Annotated in this window: 21 protein-coding genes and 1 other RNA gene; 14 read left to right on the top strand and 8 right to left on the bottom strand. The window is 59.3% G+C overall.

Going from position 1 to position 23760, the window contains the following annotated elements:
• Positions 1 to 120: 120 nt before the first annotated feature.
• Both dnaK and grpE read right to left on the bottom strand, forming a co-directional pair.
• A complete protein-coding gene (gene dnaK / locus ACQRAX_RS11840; RefSeq protein WP_412040282.1) occupies positions 121 to 2037 on the bottom strand; it encodes a molecular chaperone DnaK in 1917 nt (638 codons plus the stop codon).
• Between the two features lie 101 nt (positions 2038 to 2138).
• A complete protein-coding gene (gene grpE / locus ACQRAX_RS11835) occupies positions 2139 to 2693 on the bottom strand; it encodes a nucleotide exchange factor GrpE (protein ID WP_412040281.1) in 555 nt (184 codons plus the stop codon).
• A gap of 230 nt (positions 2694 to 2923) precedes the next feature.
• Here grpE and recN point away from each other — a divergent pair, with 230 nt between their 5' ends.
• Positions 2924 to 4597 carry a DNA repair protein RecN gene (gene recN / locus ACQRAX_RS11830; protein ID WP_412040280.1) on the top strand — a complete coding sequence of 558 codons (1674 nt, stop codon included), beginning with the start codon at positions 2924 to 2926 and terminating at the stop codon, positions 4595 to 4597.
• 65 nt (positions 4598 to 4662) lie between these two features.
• Here the strand turns inward: recN and fur are convergent, their stop codons facing one another.
• Positions 4663 to 5067, bottom strand: a complete 405-nt coding sequence (fur, locus tag ACQRAX_RS11825) for a ferric iron uptake transcriptional regulator (RefSeq protein WP_028944541.1) — start codon at positions 5065 to 5067, stop codon at positions 4663 to 4665.
• Between the two features lie 97 nt (positions 5068 to 5164).
• Between fur and ACQRAX_RS11820 the strand changes: the two genes are divergently transcribed.
• Positions 5165 to 5698, top strand: coding sequence for an outer membrane protein assembly factor BamE (locus ACQRAX_RS11820; protein WP_045182738.1), 534 nt, complete (start codon positions 5165 to 5167; stop codon positions 5696 to 5698).
• A 55-nt stretch (positions 5699 to 5753) separates the two neighbouring features.
• Here ACQRAX_RS11820 and ACQRAX_RS11815 read toward each other — a convergent pair whose 3' ends face one another.
• From ACQRAX_RS11815 to ACQRAX_RS11805, 3 genes are read right to left on the bottom strand one after another with little or no spacing between them, the layout of a single operon-like run.
• Positions 5754 to 6071: an RnfH family protein gene (locus ACQRAX_RS11815; protein ID WP_412040279.1), complete on the bottom strand. Its 318-nt coding sequence runs from the start codon at positions 6069 to 6071 to the stop codon at positions 5754 to 5756.
• Positions 6064 to 6498 (bottom strand): type II toxin-antitoxin system RatA family toxin, encoded by a 435-nt coding sequence (locus tag ACQRAX_RS11810; protein WP_412040278.1) that lies wholly within the window; start codon positions 6496 to 6498, stop codon positions 6064 to 6066. The genes ACQRAX_RS11815 and ACQRAX_RS11810 overlap by 8 nt, the downstream gene beginning before the upstream one ends.
• A gap of 7 nt (positions 6499 to 6505) precedes the next feature.
• A complete protein-coding gene (locus ACQRAX_RS11805; RefSeq protein ID WP_412040277.1) occupies positions 6506 to 7909 on the bottom strand; it encodes a sodium-dependent transporter in 1404 nt (467 codons plus the stop codon).
• A 117-nt stretch (positions 7910 to 8026) separates the two neighbouring features.
• Between ACQRAX_RS11805 and smpB the strand changes: the two genes are divergently transcribed.
• Positions 8027 to 8509: an SsrA-binding protein SmpB gene (smpB, locus tag ACQRAX_RS11800; protein WP_412040276.1), complete on the top strand. Its 483-nt coding sequence runs from the start codon at positions 8027 to 8029 to the stop codon at positions 8507 to 8509.
• A 47-nt stretch (positions 8510 to 8556) separates the two neighbouring features.
• Here the strand turns inward: smpB and ACQRAX_RS11795 are convergent, their stop codons facing one another.
• Positions 8557 to 9321 carry an FCD domain-containing protein gene (locus tag ACQRAX_RS11795; protein ID WP_412040275.1) on the bottom strand — a complete coding sequence of 255 codons (765 nt, stop codon included), beginning with the start codon at positions 9319 to 9321 and terminating at the stop codon, positions 8557 to 8559.
• Between the two features lie 253 nt (positions 9322 to 9574).
• On the opposite strand from ACQRAX_RS11795, the gene ACQRAX_RS11790 reads away from it, so the two are divergent.
• The 5 genes from ACQRAX_RS11790 to ssrA all read left to right on the top strand — a co-directional run bounded on the left by ACQRAX_RS11790 (position 9575) and on the right by ssrA (position 16268).
• Positions 9575 to 11242: a lactate permease LctP family transporter gene (locus ACQRAX_RS11790; RefSeq protein WP_412040274.1), complete on the top strand. Its 1668-nt coding sequence runs from the start codon at positions 9575 to 9577 to the stop codon at positions 11240 to 11242.
• A 68-nt stretch (positions 11243 to 11310) separates the two neighbouring features.
• Positions 11311 to 12456 carry an FMN-dependent L-lactate dehydrogenase LldD gene (lldD, locus tag ACQRAX_RS11785; protein WP_412040273.1) on the top strand — a complete coding sequence of 382 codons (1146 nt, stop codon included), beginning with the start codon at positions 11311 to 11313 and terminating at the stop codon, positions 12454 to 12456.
• Positions 12457 to 12536: 80 nt separating this feature from the next.
• Positions 12537 to 15347 (top strand): FAD-binding and (Fe-S)-binding domain-containing protein, encoded by a 2811-nt coding sequence (locus tag ACQRAX_RS11780; protein ID WP_412040272.1) that lies wholly within the window; start codon positions 12537 to 12539, stop codon positions 15345 to 15347.
• 131 nt (positions 15348 to 15478) lie between these two features.
• Positions 15479 to 15772 (top strand): hypothetical protein, encoded by a 294-nt coding sequence (locus ACQRAX_RS11775; protein ID WP_412040271.1) that lies wholly within the window; start codon positions 15479 to 15481, stop codon positions 15770 to 15772.
• Positions 15773 to 15876: 104 nt separating this feature from the next.
• Positions 15877 to 16268, top strand: a transfer-messenger RNA (tmRNA) gene (gene ssrA / locus ACQRAX_RS11770).
• Positions 16269 to 16343: 75 nt separating this feature from the next.
• Here ssrA and ACQRAX_RS11765 read toward each other — a convergent pair.
• Entirely contained in the window at positions 16344 to 16910 is a 567-nt protein-coding gene (locus tag ACQRAX_RS11765) for a TetR/AcrR family transcriptional regulator (protein ID WP_412040270.1), read from the bottom strand.
• Between the two features lie 303 nt (positions 16911 to 17213).
• Here ACQRAX_RS11765 and ACQRAX_RS11760 point away from each other — a divergent pair, with 303 nt between their 5' ends.
• The 6 genes from ACQRAX_RS11760 (at position 17214) to ACQRAX_RS11735 (ending at position 23699) form a co-directional block, all read left to right on the top strand.
• Complete coding sequence (locus ACQRAX_RS11760) at positions 17214 to 18080, top strand: fumarylacetoacetate hydrolase family protein (RefSeq protein ID WP_412040269.1); 867 nt, start codon at positions 17214 to 17216, stop codon at positions 18078 to 18080.
• A 150-nt stretch (positions 18081 to 18230) separates the two neighbouring features.
• Positions 18231 to 19253, top strand: a complete 1023-nt coding sequence (locus tag ACQRAX_RS11755; protein WP_412040268.1) for a 2,4,5-trihydroxytoluene oxygenase — start codon at positions 18231 to 18233, stop codon at positions 19251 to 19253.
• Positions 19246 to 19869, top strand: coding sequence for a malonic semialdehyde reductase (locus ACQRAX_RS11750; protein WP_412040267.1), 624 nt, complete (start codon positions 19246 to 19248; stop codon positions 19867 to 19869). The genes ACQRAX_RS11755 and ACQRAX_RS11750 overlap by 8 nt, the downstream gene beginning before the upstream one ends.
• A gap of 57 nt (positions 19870 to 19926) precedes the next feature.
• The gene (locus tag ACQRAX_RS11745) at positions 19927 to 21180 is read left to right on the top strand and encodes an MFS transporter (RefSeq protein ID WP_412040266.1); all 1254 of its coding nucleotides are present in this window, start codon (positions 19927 to 19929) and stop codon (positions 21178 to 21180) included.
• A gap of 87 nt (positions 21181 to 21267) precedes the next feature.
• Complete coding sequence (locus tag ACQRAX_RS11740) at positions 21268 to 22773, top strand: CoA-acylating methylmalonate-semialdehyde dehydrogenase (protein ID WP_412040265.1); 1506 nt, start codon at positions 21268 to 21270, stop codon at positions 22771 to 22773.
• Between the two features lie 71 nt (positions 22774 to 22844).
• Positions 22845 to 23699 (top strand): hypothetical protein, encoded by an 855-nt coding sequence (locus tag ACQRAX_RS11735; RefSeq protein WP_412040264.1) that lies wholly within the window; start codon positions 22845 to 22847, stop codon positions 23697 to 23699.
• Positions 23700 to 23760: the final 61 nt, after the last annotated feature.

Here is a 23760-nt window from a genome sequence, read left to right as displayed (position 1 = left end):
GACAGATGCTGTAAAAATTCGGGTATTCCAGACACACCAACGCGGGAGCAAGCCCCCGCGCGGCGACATCCTACCAGCCAACCACTAAAAAGCAGTCAACCGGCCGACAACCTGTAGCAATTACTTGTTGTCTTTGACTTCTTCAAACTCAGCATCGACGACGTCGTCGTGCTTAGGTTCTTCAGCCTGCTGCGCGCCAGCTTGTGGCTGTTCGGCCTGCTGCTCGGCGTACATTTTCTGAGCAACTGGAGCCGACACTTTCGACAGCTCTTCAACCTTCGCCTCGATGACAGCCTTGTCGTCGCCTTTGACAGCGGCTTCCAGGGCAACCACAGCAGCTTCGATTGCAGTCTTCTCTTCAGCAGTAACCTTGTCACCGGCATCTGCGACCATTTTGCGAGTCGAGTGAACCAGTGCATCACCCTGGTTACGGGCAGCGGCCAGCTCTTCGAACTTGCGGTCTTCTTCCGAGTTCGCTTCGGCGTCGCGGATCATCTGCTGAATTTCTTCATCAGACAGACCCGAGTTGGCCTTGATCACGATCGACTGAGTCTTGCCAGTAGCCTTGTCTTTGGCGCCTACGTGCAGAATGCCGTTGGCGTCGATGTCGAAGGTTACTTCGATCTGTGGCACGCCACGTGGTGCTGGTGGAATCTCGGCCAGGTCGAACTTGCCCAGGGACTTGTTCTGTGCAGCCTGCTTACGCTCACCTTGCAGCACGTGAATGGTCACGGCACTCTGGTTGTCATCGGCCGTCGAGAACACCTGCGATTTTTTGGTCGGGATGGTGGTGTTCTTCTCGATCAGCGCGGTCATCACGCCACCCATGGTTTCGATACCCAGGGTCAGCGGGCTGACGTCCAGCAGCAGTACGTCTTTGACGTCACCAGCCAGTACCGCACCTTGAATCGCTGCACCCATGGCAACGGCTTCGTCCGGGTTGACGTCCTTGCGCGCTTCTTTACCGAAGAAATCGGTAACCGCTTTCTGTACCAGCGGCATACGGGTCTGACCACCGACCAAGATCACGTCGTCGATCTTGCTGACGTCGATACCAGCGTCTTTCATCGCGATGCGGCATGGCTCGATGGTGCGCTGAACCAGGTCTTCGACCAGCGACTCCAGCTTGGCGCGGGAGATCTTCACGTTCAGGTGCTTAGGACCGGTGGCGTCTGCAGTGATGTACGGCAGGTTGACGTCGGTCATCTGGCTCGAGGACAGCTCGATCTTGGCCTTTTCAGCAGCTTCTTTCAGGCGCTGCATGGCCAGCGGATCACCCTTGAGGTTCATGCCGCTTTCTTTCTTGAACTCGTCGACGAGGTAGTCGATCAGGCGAATGTCGAAGTCTTCACCACCGAGGAAGGTATCGCCGTTGGTGGCCAATACTTCGAACTGGTGCTCGCCATCGACTTCGGCAATCTCGATTACCGAAACGTCGAAAGTACCACCGCCAAGGTCATAAACGATCACGGTATGATCGCCTTTAGCCTTGTCCATACCGTAAGCCAGAGCGGCTGCGGTTGGTTCGTTGATGATACGTTTTACGTCCAGACCGGCGATGCGACCGGCATCTTTGGTGGCCTGACGCTGGCTGTCGTTGAAGTAGGCCGGAACGGTGATGACCGCTTCGGTGACAGGCTCGCCGAGGTAATCTTCGGCAGTCTTCTTCATTTTCTTCAGGATCTCAGCCGAGATCTGAGGCGGTGCCATTTTCTGACCGTTGACTTCGACCCAAGCGTCGTTGTTGTCAGCCTTGACGATCTTGTACGGCACCATCTGGATGTCTTTCTGCACGACATCTTCATCGAAGCGACGGCCGATCAGACGCTTAACCGCGTACAGGGTGTTGTGCGGATTGGTGACAGCCTGACGCTTGGCCGACTGACCCACCAGAATCTCGCCATCGTTGGCGTAGGCGATGATCGACGGCGTAGTACGCGCGCCTTCAGCGTTCTCGATAACTTTGACGTTGCCGTTTTCCAGGATGGAGACGCAGGAGTTGGTGGTCCCCAGGTCGATACCGATGATTTTGCCCATGTTAACTCTCCCGAAACTTGAATTTGGTTGCCGCAGCAGTGGTGGCTAACTGCGGTAATACTTGAATGCTTGACACCTAAATGGGGGCGCCTGAAACGATTTCAAGCCTGCTCGTCAATCGACGGCGAAACCGCTGCAGGGGCCTTGCTGACCACGACCATGGCCGGACGCAGCAGGCGACCATTGAGTTGATAGCCCTTCTGGAACACTTTGAGCACGCTGTTAGGCTCGACCTCAGCGCTTTCCTGCATGGCCATGGCCTGATGGTGCTCGGCATTGAAGGGTTCGCCGTGCGGGTCAATGGCTTCGAGGTTGTAGCGCTTGAGGGTGTCGTGGAACATCTTCAAGGTCAGCTCGATGCCTTCACGCATCGGGCGAATGCTCTCATCTTCAGCGCTGGACAGTTCCAGGCCACGCTCGAGGCTATCGATGACCGGCAGCAGGTCACCGGCGAATTTTTCCAGCGCAAACTTGTGCGCCTTTTCGACGTCCTGCTCAGCACGACGACGAATGTTCTGCAGATCAGCAGCGGTGCGCAGGGATTGATCCTGGGCCGCCGCCAGCTGCTCTTCGAGCACCTGCACGCGGGCGCTCAGGTCTTGCGCGCCAGTTTCTTCGGCGTTCAGATTCTGTTCATCCAGCTGTTCGTCAGCCATAAAATCACTCCTCTCGAATTGTGTCAGCGAGCTGAACTCGCGCTTCTGTCGGCTATATGGGGTCGTAAAACCCAGGTTCAAGGGGCAAAAGGTACAGTCGACCGATTCATTCATAACCCATCGAAATCAGAACCCCGCCGTGATAAGCAAATCGAACTAAGCGCAGCCATTGTCAGCAGACTTTAAACCACTGTATAAATAACCAGACTTAACGCCTGGGAGCCGCCCCAATGCTGGTGCACCTGTCCGTACACAATTACGCCATCGTCGAACATCTGGACCTCGAGCTTGCTCGCGGGATGAGCGTCATCACCGGTGAAACCGGGGCCGGCAAATCAATTATGCTCGATGCCCTGGGCCTGACCCTGGGTGATCGCGCCGACAGTGGCGTGGTACGCCCTGGTGCCGACAAAGCCGACATCCTCGCCACATTCGACCTTGTCGACATCCCCGAGGCGCACACCTGGTTGAGCGAGCGCGACCTGGACAACGACGGTCCGTGCATCCTGCGCCGGGTGATCACTGCCGAAGGTCGCAGCCGCGGCTATATCAACGGCACGCCCTGCCCCCTTGGCGACCTCAAGGCGCTCGGCGAGCTGCTGATTGATATCCACAGCCAGCACGAACACCAGTCACTGCTTAAGACCGACACCCACCGCCGCCTGCTCGACGAGTACGCGGGCGCCACTGATCTGGCCCGCCAGGTTCAACTGGCGGCCCAGCGCTGGCGCCAGACGCGCCAGGAACTGGAGCGGCTGTCCAACTCCGGCGACGAACAACGGGCGCAGCACCAACTGCTTAGCTACCAGCTCGAAGAACTCGACAACCTCGGCCTGGGCGACAATGAACTGGAGCAACTGGAGCAGGAACACAAGAACCTGACCAACGCCGAAGCACTGTTCGGCATTTGCCGCCAGGTGATTGATCACTGCAGCGAGAGCGACTCAGGCAATGTGCTCAATGCCCTGACCGCCAGTCTCAATCGCCTGACCGCAGTGCAGAATGCCCCCAAAGCACTGGGCGAAGCCGCCACTATGATTGCCAGCGCGCAAATCCAGGTCGAGGAAGCGGTCGGCGAGCTGAACCGCTTCCTTGATAACTTCGATGCCGACCCGGCACGCCTGCAGCAACTCGAAGAGCGCCTCGACAGCATCTACACCCTCGCGCGCAAGCACCGGGTACATCCGACCGAACTGGCCAACCTGCAACAACGCTTAATGGATGAGCTCGAAGGTCTTAATGCCAATGACGAATCCATCGAGCGTCTGGGCGACGAACTGGCCGCCTTTGCCCGCCACTACCAGGACAAAGCCGGAGAACTGAGTGCCTTGCGCGGTCAGGCGGCAACCCAACTGGCCGGCGCGGTTGAGCAGGAAATTCAGCGCCTGGGGATGCCCGGTGGCCGCTTCAGCATCGAATTGTATGCCAACAATAGTGACGAACTGTCACCTCATGGCCTGGAGCAGGTAGAACTGCTGGTCAGCGCCAACCCTGGGCAACCGCTCAAAGGCTTGGCCAAAGTCGCGTCCGGAGGTGAACTGTCACGCATCAGCCTGGCAATCCAGGTGATTACTGCGCAAACCTCACGCATCCCAACGCTGGTGTTCGACGAAGTCGACGTGGGGATCGGCGGGCCGACTGCGGAGATCGTCGGTCAATTGTTGCGCCGTCTGGGTGAGCGCGGTCAGGTGCTGACGGTAACTCACCTGCCGCAAGTTGCAGCGCAAGGCCATCATCACCTGTTTGTACACAAGGTGCGCAACAGCGATGCCACCCACACCGCCGTGGCCAATTTAGGCAAGCGCGAGCGTGTCGAAGAAGTGGCGCGGATGCTTGGCGGCATCGACCTGACCAAAGAATCCCTGGCCCACGCCCGCAAAATGGTCGTCACCAGCAAGGCCTGATGCCGCAGAAAGCACAAAGGCGACCCCAGGGTCGCCTTTGTTGTTGTGCAGCAAGAAACGTTTGCTTACTTTTTCTTGCGCACGTACAGGACCAGATTATGATCAACCAGTTCGAAACCATGTTCGGCAACGATTTCTTTCTGGCGCTTTTCAATCTCGCTATCAAAGAACTCGATAACTTCGCCAGACTCCACGTTGACCATATGGTCGTGGTGACCGCCGTCGGCCAGTTCGAACACGGCGTGGCCGCCGTCGAAATTGTGGCGCACGACCAGGCCTGCGGCTTCGAACTGGGTCAGAACACGATACACCGTGGCCAGACCGACATCCTCGCCTGCCTCCATCAGCGCCTTGTAGACATCCTCAGCACTCATGTGACGCTGCTCGGTAGAGTCGAGCATCTGTAGAATTTTTACTCGAGGCAGTGTCACCTTGAGACCGGCTTTGCGCAGTTCGCTATTTTCAACCATGGTCAGCTTTCTCGCCGATGCTGCTTCGCAGCTTCTCTGAATACGGGTATGATCGGGGTTTACGTTGTCCAGCCAAGATAGTGGAAGTCGCCCACCGATGCAAAACACCAAGCTCTTGCTAACCAGCCTCACCCTTGTGGGACTGCTCGCACTCGCCGGTTGCTCGTTCCCCGGGGTTTACAAAATCGACATCCAGCAGGGCAATGTCGTCACGCAAGACATGATAGACCAATTACGCCCCGGAATGACCCGTCGGCAAGTAAGGTTTATCATGGGCAACCCGCTGATCCAGGATACTTTCCACACCAATCGTTGGGATTACCTGTACAGCCTGCAACCTGGTGGCGGCGAACGCCAGCAGGAACGTATGAGCATTTTCTTCAACGAAAGCGATCAGTTGGTAAGCCTGTCCGGCGACTTTATGCCAGGCGTCAGCCGCGATCAGGAAATCCTCGGTGGCAGCGGCGACACCAGTGTCAGCCCAGCCCAACCAGGCACCGAACAGGTTGAACCCGTCAAGGAAACCCCGGCCAAGCCAGGCTCCCTTGAAGAGAAGATCCAGAACGAGGTCGATACCATCGAAACCATTCCGGTACCGACTCCAGCCCCACTGGAAACCTCTCCGCAGTAAGCACGCTGCTGGCAAAGAAAAGCCCGGAGATTCCGGGCTTTTTGGTCTCTGTAATTTAACGCTTGGCTTTCTTGAACACTCGCGCCACCTTGGCTGCACGCTGCTTGCGTACCTCTTTGGGGTCGGCCAGCAGAGGCCGGTACAACTCAATTCGATCACCTTCAGCAACGACCTGCTGCGCAGCCTCGGTGACGAGTTTGCCGAAAATGCCCAGCGGGAACGCTTCTATATTCAGACCGGGCACCTGCTCAGCGAGCCCTGACAAGCGCACAGCCTCACGCAACGTAGTGCCGGGCGCTACCGCTACAGACAGCAGCCATTGCTGCTCGGCCGTCGCGTAGACCACTTCAACCTGCAGCAATCGCTCAGCCATTGAGTTGCTTGGCCCGCTGACAGAAGGCATCGACCAGGGTGTTGGCAGCCTGGTTGAACAACGGCCCGAGGGTTGCCCGCACCAGCGGCCCGGCATAGTCAAAGGACAGGTCCAGGCTGATTTTACAGGCCTTCTCCCCCAACGGCTTGAAGATCCACAAGCCGTGCAGTTGATTGAACGGCCCCTCTTCCAGGTTCATCTCAATGGACTGCCCCGGCACCAATACATTGCGGGTGACGAACTTCTGGCTCATGCCCCCCTTGGCTACTTCCAGGCTGGCACGCATCAGCGTGTCGTTGTCTTCCAGCACAGTGCTGGACGAGCACCAGGGCAGAAACTCCGGGTAGCGTGCGACATCGTTGACCAGGTCGTACAACGCCTGGGCGGGATAAGGCAGCAGAGCCGAACGTTGAATATGAGTAGTCATCCAGGCGTCACTTCCAAAGCTGAGCGGCAAACACAACCAGAATGCCGAGGGGCGCCACATAGCGCATCAAGAAGAAAGTCAGAGCAAACAGCAGCGGGCTGCGCATGGCCAATTCATCGCGCACCGTTTCACGCCCCATGATCCAACCAGCGAATATCACAAAGCACAAACCGCCCAGCGGCAACATGATCCGCGAGGTGAAAAAGTCGATCACGCCGAAGAAATCCAGCCCGCCGCTCGCCCCCCATTGGTAGAACTGAAAACCGCTGCCATCGTTCACGAAAAAGCGTGCCTGTTGCCAGATATTGAACGAAAACACCGTACCCAGGCCAACCAACCAGCAACTGAAAGCCAACCAGGTGGTGATCCAACCACGCCGCACGCCAGTGCGCTCCACCAGATAGGCAACCATGGGTTCGAGCAGGGAAATCGCCGAACTCCAGGCGGCCACTGCGACCAGCACAAAGAATATGACGCCCATCAATTGGCCAAAGGCCACATTACCGAAAGCAAACGGCAAGGCAACGAACATCAGGCCGGGACCCTCGCTCGGGTTCAGACCGGCTGCAAACACAATCGGGAACAAGGCCAGGCCCGCCAACAGCGAGACGAAGGTGTCGAGCAGCGCCACGGCGACGATGGTGCCACCGATGGAAGCGCCTTTAGGCATATAGGCGCCGTAGATCAACAACGAACCGACACCGACACTCAACGAAAAGAAGGCATGCCCCATGGCCGGCAACAACCCATCGAGCAGACGCGAGGTGTCGAAGTCGAACATGAAATGCAGACCCTGCATGAAGTGCCCGGTGGTCAGGCTGTAGCCAAGTAGAATCACCAATAGCAAGAACAGCAGCGGCATCATGATGCGCAGGCTCTTCTCCAGCCCCGCGACCACGCCGCGGGCAATCACCAGCGCCGACAGCAGCATGAACAGGCTGTGCCACAGCACCAGGCGCCAGGGATCGCTGATCACGCCATTGAAGTAACCACCGACCTGGTCAGCCGTAACCCCCTCAAAATCGCCCCTGCCCATATTGATGATGTAATCGAACGACCAGCCCCCGACCACACTGTAGAACGACAGAATCAACAGCGCCGTGATCATCCCGGCGAACGCCCACCAGGACCAGCGCGGTGAGTGACCGGCCTCTAGCGCCAGGTCACGCAAGGCATTGGCCGGACTTTGCCGGGTGCGCCGACCGATCAGGGTTTCGGCGAGCATCACCGGAATACCGATCAGGGCAATACAGGCCAGAAACACCAGAACAAAGGCACCGCCACCGTACACGCCGACCATGTAGGGGAATTTCCAGATACTTCCCAGCCCCACCGCAGCACCGGTTGCCGCCAGTACAAACACCCAGCGACTGGCCCAGCTACCATGGACAGAAACCTTGTCCGTCGACATCAACACGCTCAACTGTGGAAAAAAAGAGCGCGCATTGTCCGGGATTCAACTCACAGGCTCAAGGCGCACTGCAACCCCGTAGCCGACAACGCAACGACTGCCTATAATGCCGCCCCTATGGCTAAACAAACGAAACATCCGACAGGGACCATCGCGCAGAATAAAAAGGCGCGACACGATTACTTCATCGAGCACAAGTTCGAGGCCGGATTGGTCCTGTCCGGTTGGGAAGTAAAAAGTCTACGTGCCGGCAAGGCGCACCTGACTGACAGCTACGTGGTGCTCAAAGATGGCGAGGCCTGGCTGATGGGCAGCCATATCACGCCGCTGACGGCCGCCAGTACGCATGTCATTGCCGACCCGACACGTACCCGCAAACTGCTACTCAATCGCCGCGAGCTAGAGCGCCTGCATGCTGCCGTGCAGCAGAAGGGCTACACTTGCGTGGCCTTGTCGATCTACTGGAGCAAGCACTTGATCAAGTGCGAGATCGCGCTTGGTAAGGGCAAGAAGGAATACGACAAACGCGACACCCAGCGCGAGCGTGATTCCAATCGCGAATTGCAGCGTGCAGTGCGCAACAAGGGCAAGGAAGACTAACTTTCCCACTGTAGGAGCCGGCCTTGCCGGCGATGCAAGGCAGTCTCCTACAGACCGCGCCGTTCTGCCCGCGCTGTTCGCTGCACTTCCTGACGCACCTCGTCGAGCACTTCCTGCACATACAAAATATGTCGGCTGGAAATTGCCCGCGCGTCTTCGGCCCGACCTTCGACAATCGCCTGATACAGATCGCGGTGCTGACCGATCAGCATGTCGCGGGTTTCTGCGCGCTGCTTGTACATGCCGCCAATGTTGGTGACCACGTTGCGCTTAAGTAGGTCGAACAGGCCACGAATGGTGTGCAACAACACGGCATTGTGGCTGGCTTCGGCAATGGCCAGATGAAAACGCGCGTCGGCCGCGCCCTCTTCCGCCCGACTGACTTCATCCTGGCGGGTGTAGCAATCCTGCAGGGTATCGAACGCCGCCTTGAGGCGTTGACGATCAGGCTCTGTCGCCCGAGTCGCCGCGTAATAGGCGCACGAGGCTTCCAGGGTATGACGAAACTCAAGCAGATCACGCTGAGCTTCAGGGTTACTTTCCAGCAATTGCAGCAACGGGTCGCTAAACGTCGAGCCAAGTGATTCAGCCACATAGTTGCCGCCACCCTGGCGACTGACCAGCAGCCCTTTGGCCACAAGCTTCTGAATCGCTTCGCGCAACGACGGTCGCGACACGCCGAACTGTTCGGCCAGGGCGCGCTCGGCAGGCAGCCGCTGACCGGCACTCAGGGTGCCTTCGAGAATCATCCCCTCAAGCCGTTCGACGATATCGTCGGACAAACGGCGTTGGCGGACCTGATCAAAAACCATCACATGCTCTCCACGATCCCGAGTGCATTCGGGGCTGTCTATTCTGGCGCATCCGCACGCTGCCGACACCCATCAGATAGCAAATTTCCGTGCAACTCAGGCCCTTGTTCCGACGCTCACCCGACAAAAGTTTTACCGGGACAAATTGACACACCTACAACGAGGCTTTTAACCTAGCGCCTCGACATTGTAAATTGGTCTTACCAATTATCCAATGCCAGTGCTGACCAACAACAATTAGGGGCCACCCCATATGCAAACCTGGCAACAGCTCTACAGTCCGCTTGGTAGTCTTGGCCTGTCCGCGCTCGCGGCAGTCATCCCGATCGTATTCTTCTTCCTCGCCCTGGCGGTGTTCCGCCTCAAGGGTCACGTCGCCGGTAGCATCACCCTCGGTTTGTCGATTCTGGTAGCAATCTTCGCTTTCCAGATGCCTGCCGACATGGCTATTGCTGCCGCCGGTTACGGTTTTGCCTACGGCCTGTGGCCTATTGCCTGGATCATCGTTGCTGCGGTGTTCCTCTACAAACTGACGGTCAAAAGTGGCCAGTTCGAAGTGATCCGCAGCTCCGTGCTGTCGATCACCGATGACCAGCGCCTGCAGGTGCTGCTGATCGGTTTCTGCTTCGGTGCCTTCCTCGAAGGTGCCGCCGGCTTCGGCGCCCCGGTAGCGATTACTGCTGCGCTGCTGGTCGGCCTGGGCTTCAACCCGCTTTACGCCGCCGGCCTGTGCCTGATCGCTAACACCGCACCAGTGGCCTTCGGCGCCTTGGGTATCCCGATCATCGTTGCTGGCCAAGTAACCGGTATCGACGCTTTCAAGATCGGCGCCATGACCGGCCGCCAACTGCCGTTGCTGTCGTTGTTCGTGCCGTTCTGGCTGGTGTTCATGATGGACGGCCTGCGCGGCGTCAAAGAAACCTGGCCTGCAGCCCTGGTGGCCGGTCTGAGCTTCGCCGTAACCCAGTACTTCACCTCGAACTTCATTGGCCCGGAACTGCCGGACATCACCTCGGCCCTGGCCAGCCTGATTTCCCTGACCCTGTTCCTCAAGGTCTGGCAGCCCAAGCGTTCGTTCACTACCGCCACCGGCAGTGTCGGCGCCGCCGTGGTCAATGGCGGTGGTAGCCAGCCTTCGCCTTACAGCTTCGGCGAGATCTTCAAAGCCTGGTCGCCGTTCCTGATTCTCACCGTGCTGGTCACCATCTGGACCTTGAAGCCGTTCAAGGCAGCGTTCGCTGCGGGCGGTTCGATGTACAGCTGGGTATTCAACTTCGCGATTCCGCACCTTGATCAGTTGGTTATCAAAACCGCACCGATTGTCGCCACCCCGACCGCGATTCCGGCCGTGTTCAAACTCGACCCGATTTCCGCCACCGGTACCGCGATTTTCTTCTCGGCGCTGATCTCCATGCTGGTGCTGAAGATCAACTTCAAAACTGGTCTGACCACTTTTAAAGAGACCCTCTTTGAGCTGCGCTGGCCAATCCTGTCGATCGGTATGGTGTTGGCCTTCGCCTTCGTCACCAACTACTCGGGCATGTCTTCGACCATGGCCCTGGTACTGGCCGGCACCGGCGCAGCCTTCCCGTTCTTCTCGCCATTCCTTGGCTGGCTGGGCGTGTTCCTGACCGGTTCCGACACCTCGTCCAACGCCCTGTTCAGCTCGCTGCAGGCCACCACTGCACACCAGATTGGGGTCAACGACACCCTGCTGGTCGCGGCCAACACCAGCGGTGGTGTGACCGGCAAGATGATCTCGCCACAGTCGATCGCCGTTGCCTGTGCGGCTACCGGCCTGGTCGGCAAAGAATCTGATCTGTTCCGCTTCACCCTCAAACACAGCCTGTTCTTCGCCACCATCGTCGGCCTGATCACCCTGGCCCAAGCGTATTGGCTGACCGGCATGCTGGTTCACTAAAGTGACAGAGGCCGGGCGCCTTTGAATGCGCCCGGCAGCCGCCCTTTCAATTGACGCAGCGAGACCTCATGATCATTTCTGCCTCTACCGACTATCGCGCCGCAGCCCAACGCAAGCTGCCGCCGTTTCTGTTCCACTACGCTGACGGTGGCGCCTACGCCGAGTACACGCTGCGTCACAACGTCGAAGACCTGGCCAGCATTGCCCTGCGCCAACGCGTGCTGAAGAACATGTCCGAGCTGAGTCTTGAGACTCAACTGTTCAACGAAACACTGAGCATGCCGGTGGCCTTGGCCCCAGTCGGCCTGACCGGCATGTACGCCCGTCGCGGTGAGGTCCAGGCCGCCCGTGCCGCTGCCGCCAAAGGCATTCCCTTCACTATGTCGACCGTATCGGTGTGTCCAATCGAGGAAGTGGCCCCGGCCATCGATCGGCCGATGTGGTTCCAGCTCTACGTCCTCAAAGACCGTGGCTTTATGCGCAACGCCCTGGAGCGCGCCAAAGCAGCTGGCGTCACCACCCTGGTGTTCACCGTGGACATGCCCGTACCGGGCGCCCGCTACCGTGATGCCCACTCGGGGATGAGCGGCCCGAACGCAGCGCTGCGCCGCGTCTGGCAGGCGATGACCCACCCACAGTGGGCACTGGATGTAGGTTTGCTGGGCAAGCCCCATGATTTGGGCAACATTTCCGCCTATCGCGGCAGCCCTACGGGTTTGGCCGATTACATCGGCTGGCTGGGCGCCAACTTCGATCCGTCGATTTCCTGGAAAGACCTGGAGTGGATTCGCGAGTTCTGGGATGGTCCTATGGTGATCAAGGGCATTCTCGATCCAGAGGATGCCAAAGACGCGGTGAAATTCGGCGCCGACGGCATTGTCGTTTCCAACCATGGTGGTCGTCAGCTCGACGGCGTGCTGTCCAGCGCTCGCGCCTTGCCGGCGATCGCCGATGCAGTGAAAGGCGACCTGAAGATCCTCGCCGACTCCGGCATCCGCAGCGGCCTGGACGTGGTGCGCATGATTGCCCTGGGCGCCGACACCGTGCTGATCGGCCGCGCATTCTTGTACGCACTGGCCACCGCTGGTGAAGCCGGGGTGAAGAACCTGCTTGATCTGTTCGAGAAAGAAATGCGCGTGGCCATGGTGCTGACGGGCGCCAAGACCATCAGCGAGATCACCCGTGATTCGCTGGTACGCGAACTGGGCGCCTGATTGCCGCGCCCACACCAATCACCGCCTGATTGACCGGGGCACACGGCGCGCCAGATGCCGCGGCCCCGCGAGGAGATTGCATGAGTCTGCCCGCCGCGTTCCTCGACACGGTTGAACACCTGATCCCCCGCGAGCGGCGTTTCGACGACCCGCTCTCGACCCTGGCCTTCGGCACTGACGCCAGTTTCTACCGCCTGATTCCCAAGCTTGTCATCCGCGTCGAGAGCGAAGATGAAGTGGCCACGCTGCTCAAGGCTGCTCACGCTGCACAAGTTGCGATCACTTTCCGCGCCGCTGGCACCAGCCTGTCTGGCCAAGCAGTGAGCGACTCGGTGTTGCTGGTGCTGGGCGACAACTGGAACGCACGCGACATTCGTGACGGTGGCACGCAAATCCGCCTGCAGCCGGGTGTCATCGGCGCCCAGGCCAACGCCTGGCTGGCCCCGTTCGGGCGCAAGATCGGTCCTGATCCGGCCTCGATCAATGCCTGCAAAATCGGCGGCATCGTCGCCAACAACGCCAGTGGCATGTGTTGCGGCACCGCGCAGAACAGCTACCACACCCTCGCCGGCATGCGCCTGCTGCTGGCGGACGGCACCTTGTTCGACAGTGAGCTGCCAGACAGCGTCGCGCGCCTGCAGCAAAGCCATGGCGAACTGCTCATGCAGCTCGGCGAACTGGGTCGCCAGACGCGCGCCAATACCGAATTGGCGGCCAAGATCCGCCACAAGTACCGCCTGAAAAACACCACGGGGTTATCGCTCAACGCGCTCGTCGATTACGACGAGCCTGTGGATATCCTTACCCACCTGATGGTCGGTTCCGAAGGCACCCTCGGCTTCATCAGTGCGGTGACCTACAACACCGTGCCGGACCATCCGCACAAGGCCAGTGCACTGATCGTTTTCCCCGATGTCGAGACCTGCTGCAAAGCAGTTCCCGTGCTCAAGCAGCAGCCGGTGTCAGCAGTCGAGCTGCTCGACCGCCGCAGCCTGCGCTCGGTAGAAAACATGCAAGGCATGCCGGAGTGGGTGAAGAGCCTGTCCGCCGGTGCCTGTGCGTTGCTGATCGAGTCGCGCGCCGCCACGCAATCGCTGCTGCACGAACAGCTGGCCCACATCAGTGCCTCCATCGCTGAGTTCCCGGTGGAAAAACAGGTCGACTTCAGCGAAGACCCGGTGGTTTACAACCAGCTCTGGCGCATCCGCAAAGACACTTTCCCCGCCGTCGGCGCGGTGCGCGAAACCGGTACCACGGTGATTATCGAAGACGTCACCTTCCCCGTCGAAAAACTCGCCGAGGGTGTCAATCGCCTGATTGCGCTGTTCGATCAGCACGGCTATGACGAAGCGATCCTGTTTGGCCATGCTCTAGAAGGCAACCTGCACTTCGTCTTCACTCAAGGCTTCGATTCGCCAGAACAGGTGGCGCGCTATTCGGCTTTCATGGACGACGTCGCGCAACTGGTTGCCGTGGAGTACGGCGGCTCTCTCAAGGCCGAGCACGGCACCGGGCGTAACATGGCGCCCTTCGTCGAACTGGAATGGGGGCATGACGCCTATCAGTTGATGTGGCAACTCAAGCGTCTGTTGGACCCAGCCGGCATCCTCAATCCTGACGTGGTGCTGACTGACGATCCGCAACTGCACCTGAAGAACCTCAAGCCATTGCCCGCCGCCGACGAGATCGTCGACAAGTGTATCGAATGTGGGTTCTGCGAACCGGTGTGCCCGTCCAAGGGGCTGACCCTCAGCCCGCGCCAACGTATCGTCATGTGGCGTGATATCCAGGCGAAAAAGCGCGCTGGCAGCGATACCCGCCAGCTTGAGCGCGACTACCAGTATCAAGGCATCGACACCTGTGCCGCCACTGGCTTGTGCGCGCAACGCTGCCCAGTGGGCATCAATACCGGCGCGCTGGTGAAAAAGCTGCGCGGCCAGGTCGCCGACCATGTGAAGACAGCCGATTGGCTGGCGGATAATTTCCACACCGCGCTCAGTGGCGCACGCTTTACCCTGCAGGCCGCCAACACCGCGCGCAAGTTGCTCGGAGCACCGCGTTTGAGTCGCCTCAGCAGCCGCCTCAGTGACGTCAGCCACGGCCGCGTTCCGCAGTGGACGTCAGCCATGCCGCAGCCGCTCAAGGCCATTTCATTGAGCCCCGCAAGTCACGATGCCCGGCCTCGGGTGGTGTACCTGGCCGCTTGTGTGTCTCGGGTAATGGGTCCGGCAGCGACCGACCGCGAACAAACCTCATTGCTCGACAAGACCCGCGCGCTGTTGGAAAAGGCTGGCTATCAAGTGGTGTTTCCGGAGAATCAGGACAACCTGTGCTGCGGCCAACCGTTCGCCTCCAAGGGGTATGCCGAACAGGCCGAACACAAGCGCCAGGAGCTGATCAACGCCCTGCTACATGCCAGCCGTGGCGGGCTTGATCCGATCTACTGTGACACCAGCCCCTGCACCTTGCGCCTGGTCCAGGACCTGGCCGAAACCCGTCTGGACCTCTACGACCCGGTGCGTTTTATCCGCACTCACCTGCTCGACAAGCTGGAGTTCACCCCTCAGGACGAACCGATTGCCGTACACGTGACCTGTAGCACCCAACACCTGGGTGAAAGCCAGGCACTGATCGACCTGGCCCGGCGTTGCAGCAAGCAAGTGGTGATTCCTGAAGGTATTCACTGCTGTGGCTTTGCCGGTGACAAAGGCTTCACCACGCCGGAGCTCAATGCCCACTCGCTGCGTAGCCTCAAGGATGCGGTGCAGTATTGCGGTGAAGGGATTTCAACCAGCCGCACTTGTGAGATTGGTTTGTCGAACCATGGAGGTATTGATTATCACGGTTTAGTCTACTTGGTGGACCGCGTTACACGACCTCGAGCCATCTGAGGGCATCGGCACCGTGTCAGCTATAGCGCGGTGCCAGGCAGATCTATCAATCCCATCTGAACCCCTGCAACACCGTGCAGTCCACCCTGATAGAGGCCTCATACGAGGCTGTCCTAGCCAAGGAGATTCACATGAAGCGTACTGCGATTTCCGGACTGTTCATTGCCGCCGCACTGCTTGCCTCCCCTGTGTTCGCGGCCGAAGACCTGTGCACCCTTAACCTGCAGAAAATCGACGACGCCACCGCCACGGCCGGCGCTGGTGCCTCGGCCGAAAGCACTGGTCAAGAGGTCATGGATCAGGTCAAGGATGCCAAAGCTGCACAGGCCGCCGGCAATACTAAAGACTGCATCGCCATCACTACCAAAGCCTTGGACACCCTTGAAAAAGCCGACAAGAGCAGCAATGGTGGCAGTAGTCAGTAACGCCTCAGCCGGGCGGCGCCAGACCAGCAGTCGACGTCGCCTGAGCGATGGCGTATACTCGACCACAAGCGTTGAAAAGCGCTTACAGCTAGAGCGCAACAAATGGGGCCGATTAGGATTCGACGCCGGTAGTGAAACTCTAGGTGCATGCCGAGTTGGTAACAGAACTCGTAAATCCACTGTTGCAACTTTCTATAGTTGCCAATGACGAAAACTACGAGGGTTACGCTCTCGCTGCGTAAGCAGCCGAGCCCGCTCTCCTGGTAGCTTCGGCTCCAGCAATCACTAGGGGATGCCTGTAAACCCGAAGTGATTGTCATACAGAACAGGATCGCCGTGCAGTACGTTGTGGACGAAGCGGCTAAAACTTACACAACTCGTCCAAAGCACCCTGCCCGTCGGGCGGCTGCGGATTAACTCAATAGACACGGCTAAGCATGTAGGACCGACAGCGGAGCACTGGCGGACGGGGGTTCAAATCCCCCCGGTTCCACCAAATGCAACACAAAAAAGGCATCTGACGCTCTGCGCAGATGCCTTTTTTGTTGCCTAGAGAAATCCCATTTCTCGCCTACTTCGTCGCCAAGCCCTGAATAAACACTGCTATCGCCTCACCAATCAGCGCCTCGCGCTCCTCCTGCAACGGCGCGCCTTGCAAACCCAGCAGGCAGCGCAACTGAAAATTGCCGGTCAGCGCATCGAGGAAAATGATCGCCCGGTTGCGCGCATCGCCCGGAATGATCAGTCCTTCACCCTGCGCCCAGTCGAAGTAATCGCACAGACAACAGTACGCCGTGCCTGGCGCCGCCTCGAAGAACGAGCGAGCAGCCTCCGGGGCACGCAGCGCCTCGGCGACAATCAGGCGATGCAGAGCAATGGTCCGCGGGTCGAGCACCACCTCCAGGAAGGTGTGGGCAATGGTCGACAAGGCATCACGCAACGATTGGTGCTTGAGGTCCATATGCGTCAGCGGGTTTACGATGTCTTCGCACAACTGCGCGACAATCGCTGCGAACAACCCCTCTTTGCCACCAAAGTAGGCATAGAGCGTACGTTTTGAGCCACCGATTCGCGCAATGATCGCGTCAACGCTGACCCCGGCATAACCTTCCTCAAGAAACATTTCGGTAGCAGTCATAAGAATGTTCTGCCGCTTTTCCACTTGCCTTGGACGTTCCATGCACCCGCGCCTGACCGGAATACAACGTTCCGGCGAATTGATCTGTCTGGCTGCACAGAGTACCCCCGCAGCGTACCGGCCTTCCAGCGCTTCGGTTTAACCGACGGGTATAGCGCGGCGCTCGGTTATTCCAAAAAAGACCGATCCAGCCATTGACGCGCTATACGTTTAAGTTCAAATTCGGCAAAAGGGTACGGTAACGTACCGTACCAAAAAAGCTTTGACCGATTACCCCAAAGAACAACAACAGAGGTAGTGATCATGCGTTTTGTCCAATTCAGCGAAGGCACCCAGCATGGGCTGGCAGTAGAAAACAATGGCGTGCTGCATGGCATGACCGCTAATGAGCCAGGCTACCCCGGCTCGTTGCAGCAGCTAATAGCCAAAGGCAGCGCAGCCCTGCAGGCCGCTCACCGGGTGTTGAGCAGCTCACGGCAGATCGAGCGCGCAGCGATCCGCCTGCTACCGCCCCTGTCGCGCCCAGGCAAAATCATTTGTGTCGGTCTCAATTATGCCGACCACACCAAAGAAAGCCCTTACGAACAACCGGATTACCCCACCTTCTTCCCCCGTTTCGCGTCCACATTGATCGGCGGCGATGAAGCCATTGTTCGCCCCAAGGCCTCGGAGCAACTGGACTACGAAGGCGAGCTGGCAGTCATCATTGGCCAGGGTGGTCGCCATATCAGCCGGGCCAACGCCCTGGAGCATGTCGCCGGTTACTCGATCTTCAACGAAGCGTCGATCCGCGATTACCAGTTCAAATCCCCGCAATGGACCATCGGCAAGAATTTCGATGCCACCGGCGCCTTCGGCCCGCTGTTCGTCAGCGCCGATGAATTGCCCGCAGGGGCCAAAGGTCTGGGACTGATCACGCGTCTGAATGGTGAAATCGTCCAGCAAGGCAACACTGCCGACATGATCTTCGATGTCGCCGAGCTGATCAGTGTCCTCAGTGAAGCTCTGACCCTGGAGCCAGGCGATCTGATCGTCAGCGGCACCCCAGCCGGTATCGGCTGGGCGCGCAAACCGCCGCTGTTCATGAAGCCGGGCGATCTGTGCACGGTCGAGATCGAAGGGATCGGTACCCTCAGCAATCCGATCGTCGACGAAGCCTCCATCGGCTAAACCACGCCCGCTTTAGTCGGGCGTTACTCCCTATCGCGCATCTGTCCGAGCCATTCAGTGGCCCGCGCACTCGGCCGTCTGGGGTTTGGCCTCTACATCCGGATTGATGCCCGTTCGCCTGGTCCGCGTACGAGCCAAGGAGGATCCACCGTGTTGCAGCTTAAAGATGTCAATCACGTTGTCTACCGTCATGCCGACCTTGAGTCCATCGAGCGCTTTCTGCTCGACTTTGGCCTGGTTGTCGCCCACCGCAACGAGCAGCGTGTGTACCTGCGAGGTGCCGGCCCACTGCCCTATGTGTATGTGATCGAACGGTCGGCAGAACCCGGCTTTGCGGCAATTGCCTTCGCCGTGGAGCGCTTCGAAGATCTACAGGCTGCACAAAGTCTGCCGGGGGCTTCGCCAATGCATGCCTTGGACGCTCCGGGTGGCGGTCACTGCGTGGTACTGGCCGACCCCTCCGGACGGCGTATTGAGCTGGTTCATGGCATCACCCCAGTCGAACCCATGCCCGTGCGCGCGGCGTTAACGCTCAACTCGGCGCAACACAAACAGCGCTTCGGCGATGTTCAGCGTCCCGGCAAGGGACCGGCCCAGGTCCTACGTCTGGGCCATGTGGCCATCGGCGTGAACGACATGCAAAGCCTGTTGCAGTGGTACTGCCAGGTTCTGCAGATGTTGCCATCGGACCTGATTGTCGACGGCCACGACCACAGTTGCCCCAGCGCAGCCTTTCTGCGCCTGAACCGTGGCCCACAGTGGACCGACCATCACACCATTGCCTTGTTCCAGGCCGATCGCGACTTCGTTCATCACGCCTCCTTCGAGGTTCAGGACTTTGACGCCCAATGCCTGGGGCATGCCTGGATGACCGAGCAGCAGTGGACGCCTTTTTGGGGCGTGGGCCGCCATGTGTTGGGCAGCCAGATTTTCGACTACTGGCGCGACCCGTCCGGCAACCTCATCGAACACTTCACCGATGGTGACCTGTTCAATCACCACTCCCCCACCAACGCCACCGCCGCCTGCGATTCGAGCTTGTACCAATGGGGCCCGCCGATGTCGGTGGAGTACTTCCTCGGCGGCACTCAACACTCAGCGCCATTGGCACCGCGTTCAGCGCAGGCCCGCCAGCGCAACCAGCAGCCCCAGCAAGGAGGTCGCCATGACTAATCGCCTGTCCGACAACGACCTCGACCTGCTGTTTCGCAGCGCCCGCAGCCACAACGCCTGGCGTGACCAGGCGGTTAGCGATACAACACTCAGAGCCCTCTACGACCTGGTGCGCTGGGGACCGACCAGTGCCAACAGTTGCCCGGCGCGCATCCTGTTCCTACGCAGTAGCGAAGCCAAACAACGCCTGCTGCCAGCGCTCAACCCCGGCAATGTGGAAAAGACCTTGCAGGCGCCGGTGACGGCAATCATCGGCTACGACCTAGATTTCCATGAACAACTACCGCACCTGTTCCCCCACAACCCTGGGGTCCGTGACTGGTTCGCCGGGCAAGCGCAATTGATTCAAACGACGGCCCTGCGCAACAGCTCGCTGCAGGGGGGCTACTTCATTCTCGCCGCGCGAGCGTTGGGGCTGGACTGCGGGCCGCTGTCAGGCTTCGACGAGGCCAAAGTTGACCAGGCATTTTTCTCGTCCCAGCAGCAGGACGGCACCTTCGTCAGCAACGGGCGGGTGAAAACCAACTTCATCTGCAACCTGGGCTACGGCGACCACCAGCAACTGTTCCCACGCAGCCCGCGCCTGATGTTCGAGGAGGCTTGCCTACTGCTCTGATCCCTTGCGTGCACAGCCTTGCCTCAAAACAAAAACAACAATCGCAGGAGAACTCACATGTCACCTACCCTCACCCTCGGGCGTAGCGGCCCGGCGCGTTGGCACGTACTGATCGGCGGCTTTCTCGCCTACCTGTTCGATGCCATGGAAATCATCTTGTTGACCATCGCCCTGCCGGTGATGCGTCAAGACCTTGATCTGAGCATTAACGATGCCGGCATGCTGGCATCGGCCACGCTGCTGGGCATCGGTCTGAGCGGTGTCGCTACCGGCTGGTATGCGGACAACTTCGGCCGGCGTAAGGCACTTCTCGCCTCGCTGATCATCTTTGGCAGCCTGACCATGCTGGTCGCCAGCACGCGGGAATGGGGGCTATTGCTGTTGCTGCGCTTTCTCTCCGGGATCGGTCTCGGGGGGGTGTGGGGTATTGTCTCGGCCTACATCTGTGAGACCTGGCCACCGCACCAGCGGGCGCGGGCGACTGGCTTTGTGCTCAGCTCGTTTCCAGTAGGCGCCGGCATCGCCGCCTTGTTGGCCGGCGCCTTGCTGCCCAACTGGCCCCTGCTATTTCTGCTGGCAGGCATCTCGACGCTGATCCCGGTGTTGTACATCCTGCTGTTCGTTCCCGAATCGGCCGAGTGGAAGGCGAACAAGGCACAGCGCCAACACTCAGCGAATTTCGCCGCCCACGTATCGATCAAGGAGATTTTCGCGCCGCAACTGCTGCGCCTGACATTGCTTGGCACCTTCGCCGCGACCTGTGCCGTTATCGGTTTCTGGGGCGCCAGCACCTGGCTGCCGACGTACCTGGTACAAGAGCGCGGGCTAAACGTAAGCATGATGTCGAGCTTCATCGCCATGCTCAATCTCGGCGCCTTCATCGGCATCAATGCCTTTGGGCTGATTGCCGATCATATCGGTAAACGCAATGCCACCCTGTTGTCACTGCTCGGTTGCGCGGTGATGTTGGCGATCTACTCGCAAACCGATCAGAACAGCCTGCTGTTTTGGCTGGGGCCGGTGTATGCCTTTTTCTATGCCTTCGCCAGCTTGTTCGCCTCTTACTTCAGTGCCCAATATCCCCTGCGCGTGCGCACCCTGGGTGCCGGATTCTGCTTCAACTTCGGCCGCGGTCTGGCGGCATTCGCCCCACTGTTATTGAGCAGCATCGCCAGCAGCTACAGCCTGGCCCTGGGGTTGCTGGTGTGCGCGGGATTCTTCGCGGTGGCCACGGTGTGCATGTTCTTCATGCCGGCTGATGACACTGTGGGCGCCCAAAACACATCCGCGCTGCCGGCAACCAACCGCTAAGCCACTCCCCCTTTCCCTTCACAACCCCTGGCCTGTCCGGCGCCGTTCGCGCACCGGGCACGGCCCCCTACATGCGGAGATTTGTCCATGAGTCTGACCTTGCACCACTACATTGACGGCGAACAGGTGCCTGGCACCAGCCAACGCTTTGCCGATGTCTACGACCCGGCGACCGGTAAAGTCGGCGCCCAGGTGCCACTGGCCACAGCCCAGGAAATGCAACGCGCGGTTGCTGCCGCTCAAGCCGCTTTCCCCGCCTGGGCTGCAACCCCGGCATTGCGCCGTGCGCGCATCCTGAGTCGCTTCAAAGACCTGCTGGAAGAGAACGCCGACACCCTGGCCGCACTGATCACCCGTGAACACGGCAAGGTGCATTCCGATGCGCTGGGTGAAGTGACCCGAGGGCTGGAAGTGGTCGAGTTCGCCTGTGGCGCACCACATCTGCTCAAAGGTGAAGTCAGCGAAAACATCGGCACTCGTATCGACTCCTATGCCTTGCGCCAGCCCTTGGGTGTGGTGGCCGGCATAACCCCGTTCAACTTCCCGGCCATGGTTGCCCTGTGGATGTTTCCGGTGGCGCTGGCCTGCGGTAACACCTTCATCCTCAAACCGTCAGAGCGTGATCCGTCGGCCGCATTGTTTCTTGCTGATCTATTGCAGGAGGCCGGGTTGCCACCGGGGGTGCTCAACATTGTCCACGGTGACAAAGTCGCCGTGGATGCCCTGCTGGTACACCCGGACATCCAGGCCATCAGCTTTGTCGGTTCGACACCTATCGCCCGCTACATCTATGCCACGGGAGCGGCCAACGGCAAACGTGTGCAGGCGCTGGGCGGCGCCAAGAACCACATGCTGGTAATGCCCGACGCCGACCTCGACAAAACCGCCGATGCGCTGATGGGTGCGGCTTACGGTGCGGCTGGTGAGCGCTGCATGGCCATCTCGATTGCAGTGGCAGTGGGCGATACGGTTGCCGATGGTTTGGTTGAACGCCTGGCGCCACGAGTGCGCGCCTTGAAGGTCGGCCCCGGGCATGACCCACAGAGCGAAATGGGCCCGCTGATCAGCGCCGAGCATCGCGACCGAGTCAGCAGTTACATCACTTCAGGCGTGGAGCAAGGTGCCGAATTGTTGGTCGATGGCCGTGAACTGCAGGGCCATCGGCCAGGATACGAAGACGGCTTCTTCCTCGGCGGCAGCCTGTTCGACCGAGTGGCTGCCGACATGCGCATCTACCAGGAAGAAATCTTCGGCCCGGTGCTGGGCATCGTCCGCGTGCCCGACTACAAGACAGCCGTGGCCCTGATCAACGCCCACCCCTACGGCAACGGCACAGCGATTTTCACCCGTGACGGCGATTCGGCACGCAGCTTTGCCCATGAGATCCAGGTCGGCATGGTCGGCATCAATGTGCCCATCCCGGTGCCGATGGCGTTTCACAGTTTCGGCGGCTGGAAGCAGTCGTTGTTCGGTGACCACCACATGCACGGCCCAGAGGGTGTGCGTTTCTATACCCGCCTGAAAACCATCACCTCGCGCTGGCAGAGCGGACTTCGCGACGGCGCCGACTTCGTCATGCCGACCATGCAGTAACCCCACGCAATCGTTGCCCTCAGGCCTGGCAGGGGCACTGCCAGGTCGCTGAACATTCGGAACCACTACCTATGAACGTACAACAATTACAAAAACGCTCTTTCAAGGTATTACTGGCCAGCCTGGCCCTGCCTCTGGCCAGCAGCGTGCAGGCCATGACCTGGAGCGATACTTTCATCGGCTATCGCTATGGCACTGACTTCACCGAGCCGGGCATCCCCGACAAGGTCAAGAAGAACATCCTGCAACTGGGGCATGCCAGTGGTTACTCACTGGGGCAGCATTTCTTCAACCTCGACGTATTGCGCTCTGATCATAACGACCCGAAGAAAGACAGCCACTCCGGTGCCACCGAGGGCTACCTGGTGTACCGTCATCAGCTGTTTCTCGGCAAGGTCTTTGACCGCTCGCTGGCCTTTGGCCCGGTCAAGGAAGTGGCGTTGACCACTGGCATCGAACTCAACTACAAGAACACCGAGTTCGCCAACCGCAAGCGCATGCTGGAGGTGGGCCCGACGCTTAAATTCGACGTGCCCGGCTACCTCGATGTCAGCCTGTTGTATGCCTATGAATGGAACCATTGCGGTGTATCGAGTTGCGCCACCGAGAACATCGATTTCGATCCTCACTACTTGCTGCATGTGGTCTGGGGGATCCCCTTCGAACTAGGCGGTGTGCCGCTGAAATTCCAGGGCTTTGGCCTGTACAAGACCGACAAGGGCAAAGACTACTTCAACGCCGATACCTCGGAAGAAACCCAGATCCGCACCGCATTGATGGTCGATGTCGGGCAAATGACCTTCAACCGCAAGAACAAACTGCTGATCGGGCCGGGTTATGAATACTGGCGCCATAAGTACGGCTCCCACGGCAAGCCTGGTACGCATACCAAAGCGCCGACTCTGCATGTGGAATGGCATTTCTAAACGCAATAAAAAGGCCGGTACAAACTTTGCACCGGCCTCTTCATATCGACACAAAGGACGC

Origin of the sequence: Pseudomonas sp. UM16 (assembly GCF_050312595.1) — a bacterium.
Lineage (GTDB): Bacteria > Pseudomonadota > Gammaproteobacteria > Pseudomonadales > Pseudomonadaceae > Aquipseudomonas.
This window is presented reverse-complemented; position numbering and strand designations above follow the sequence as displayed.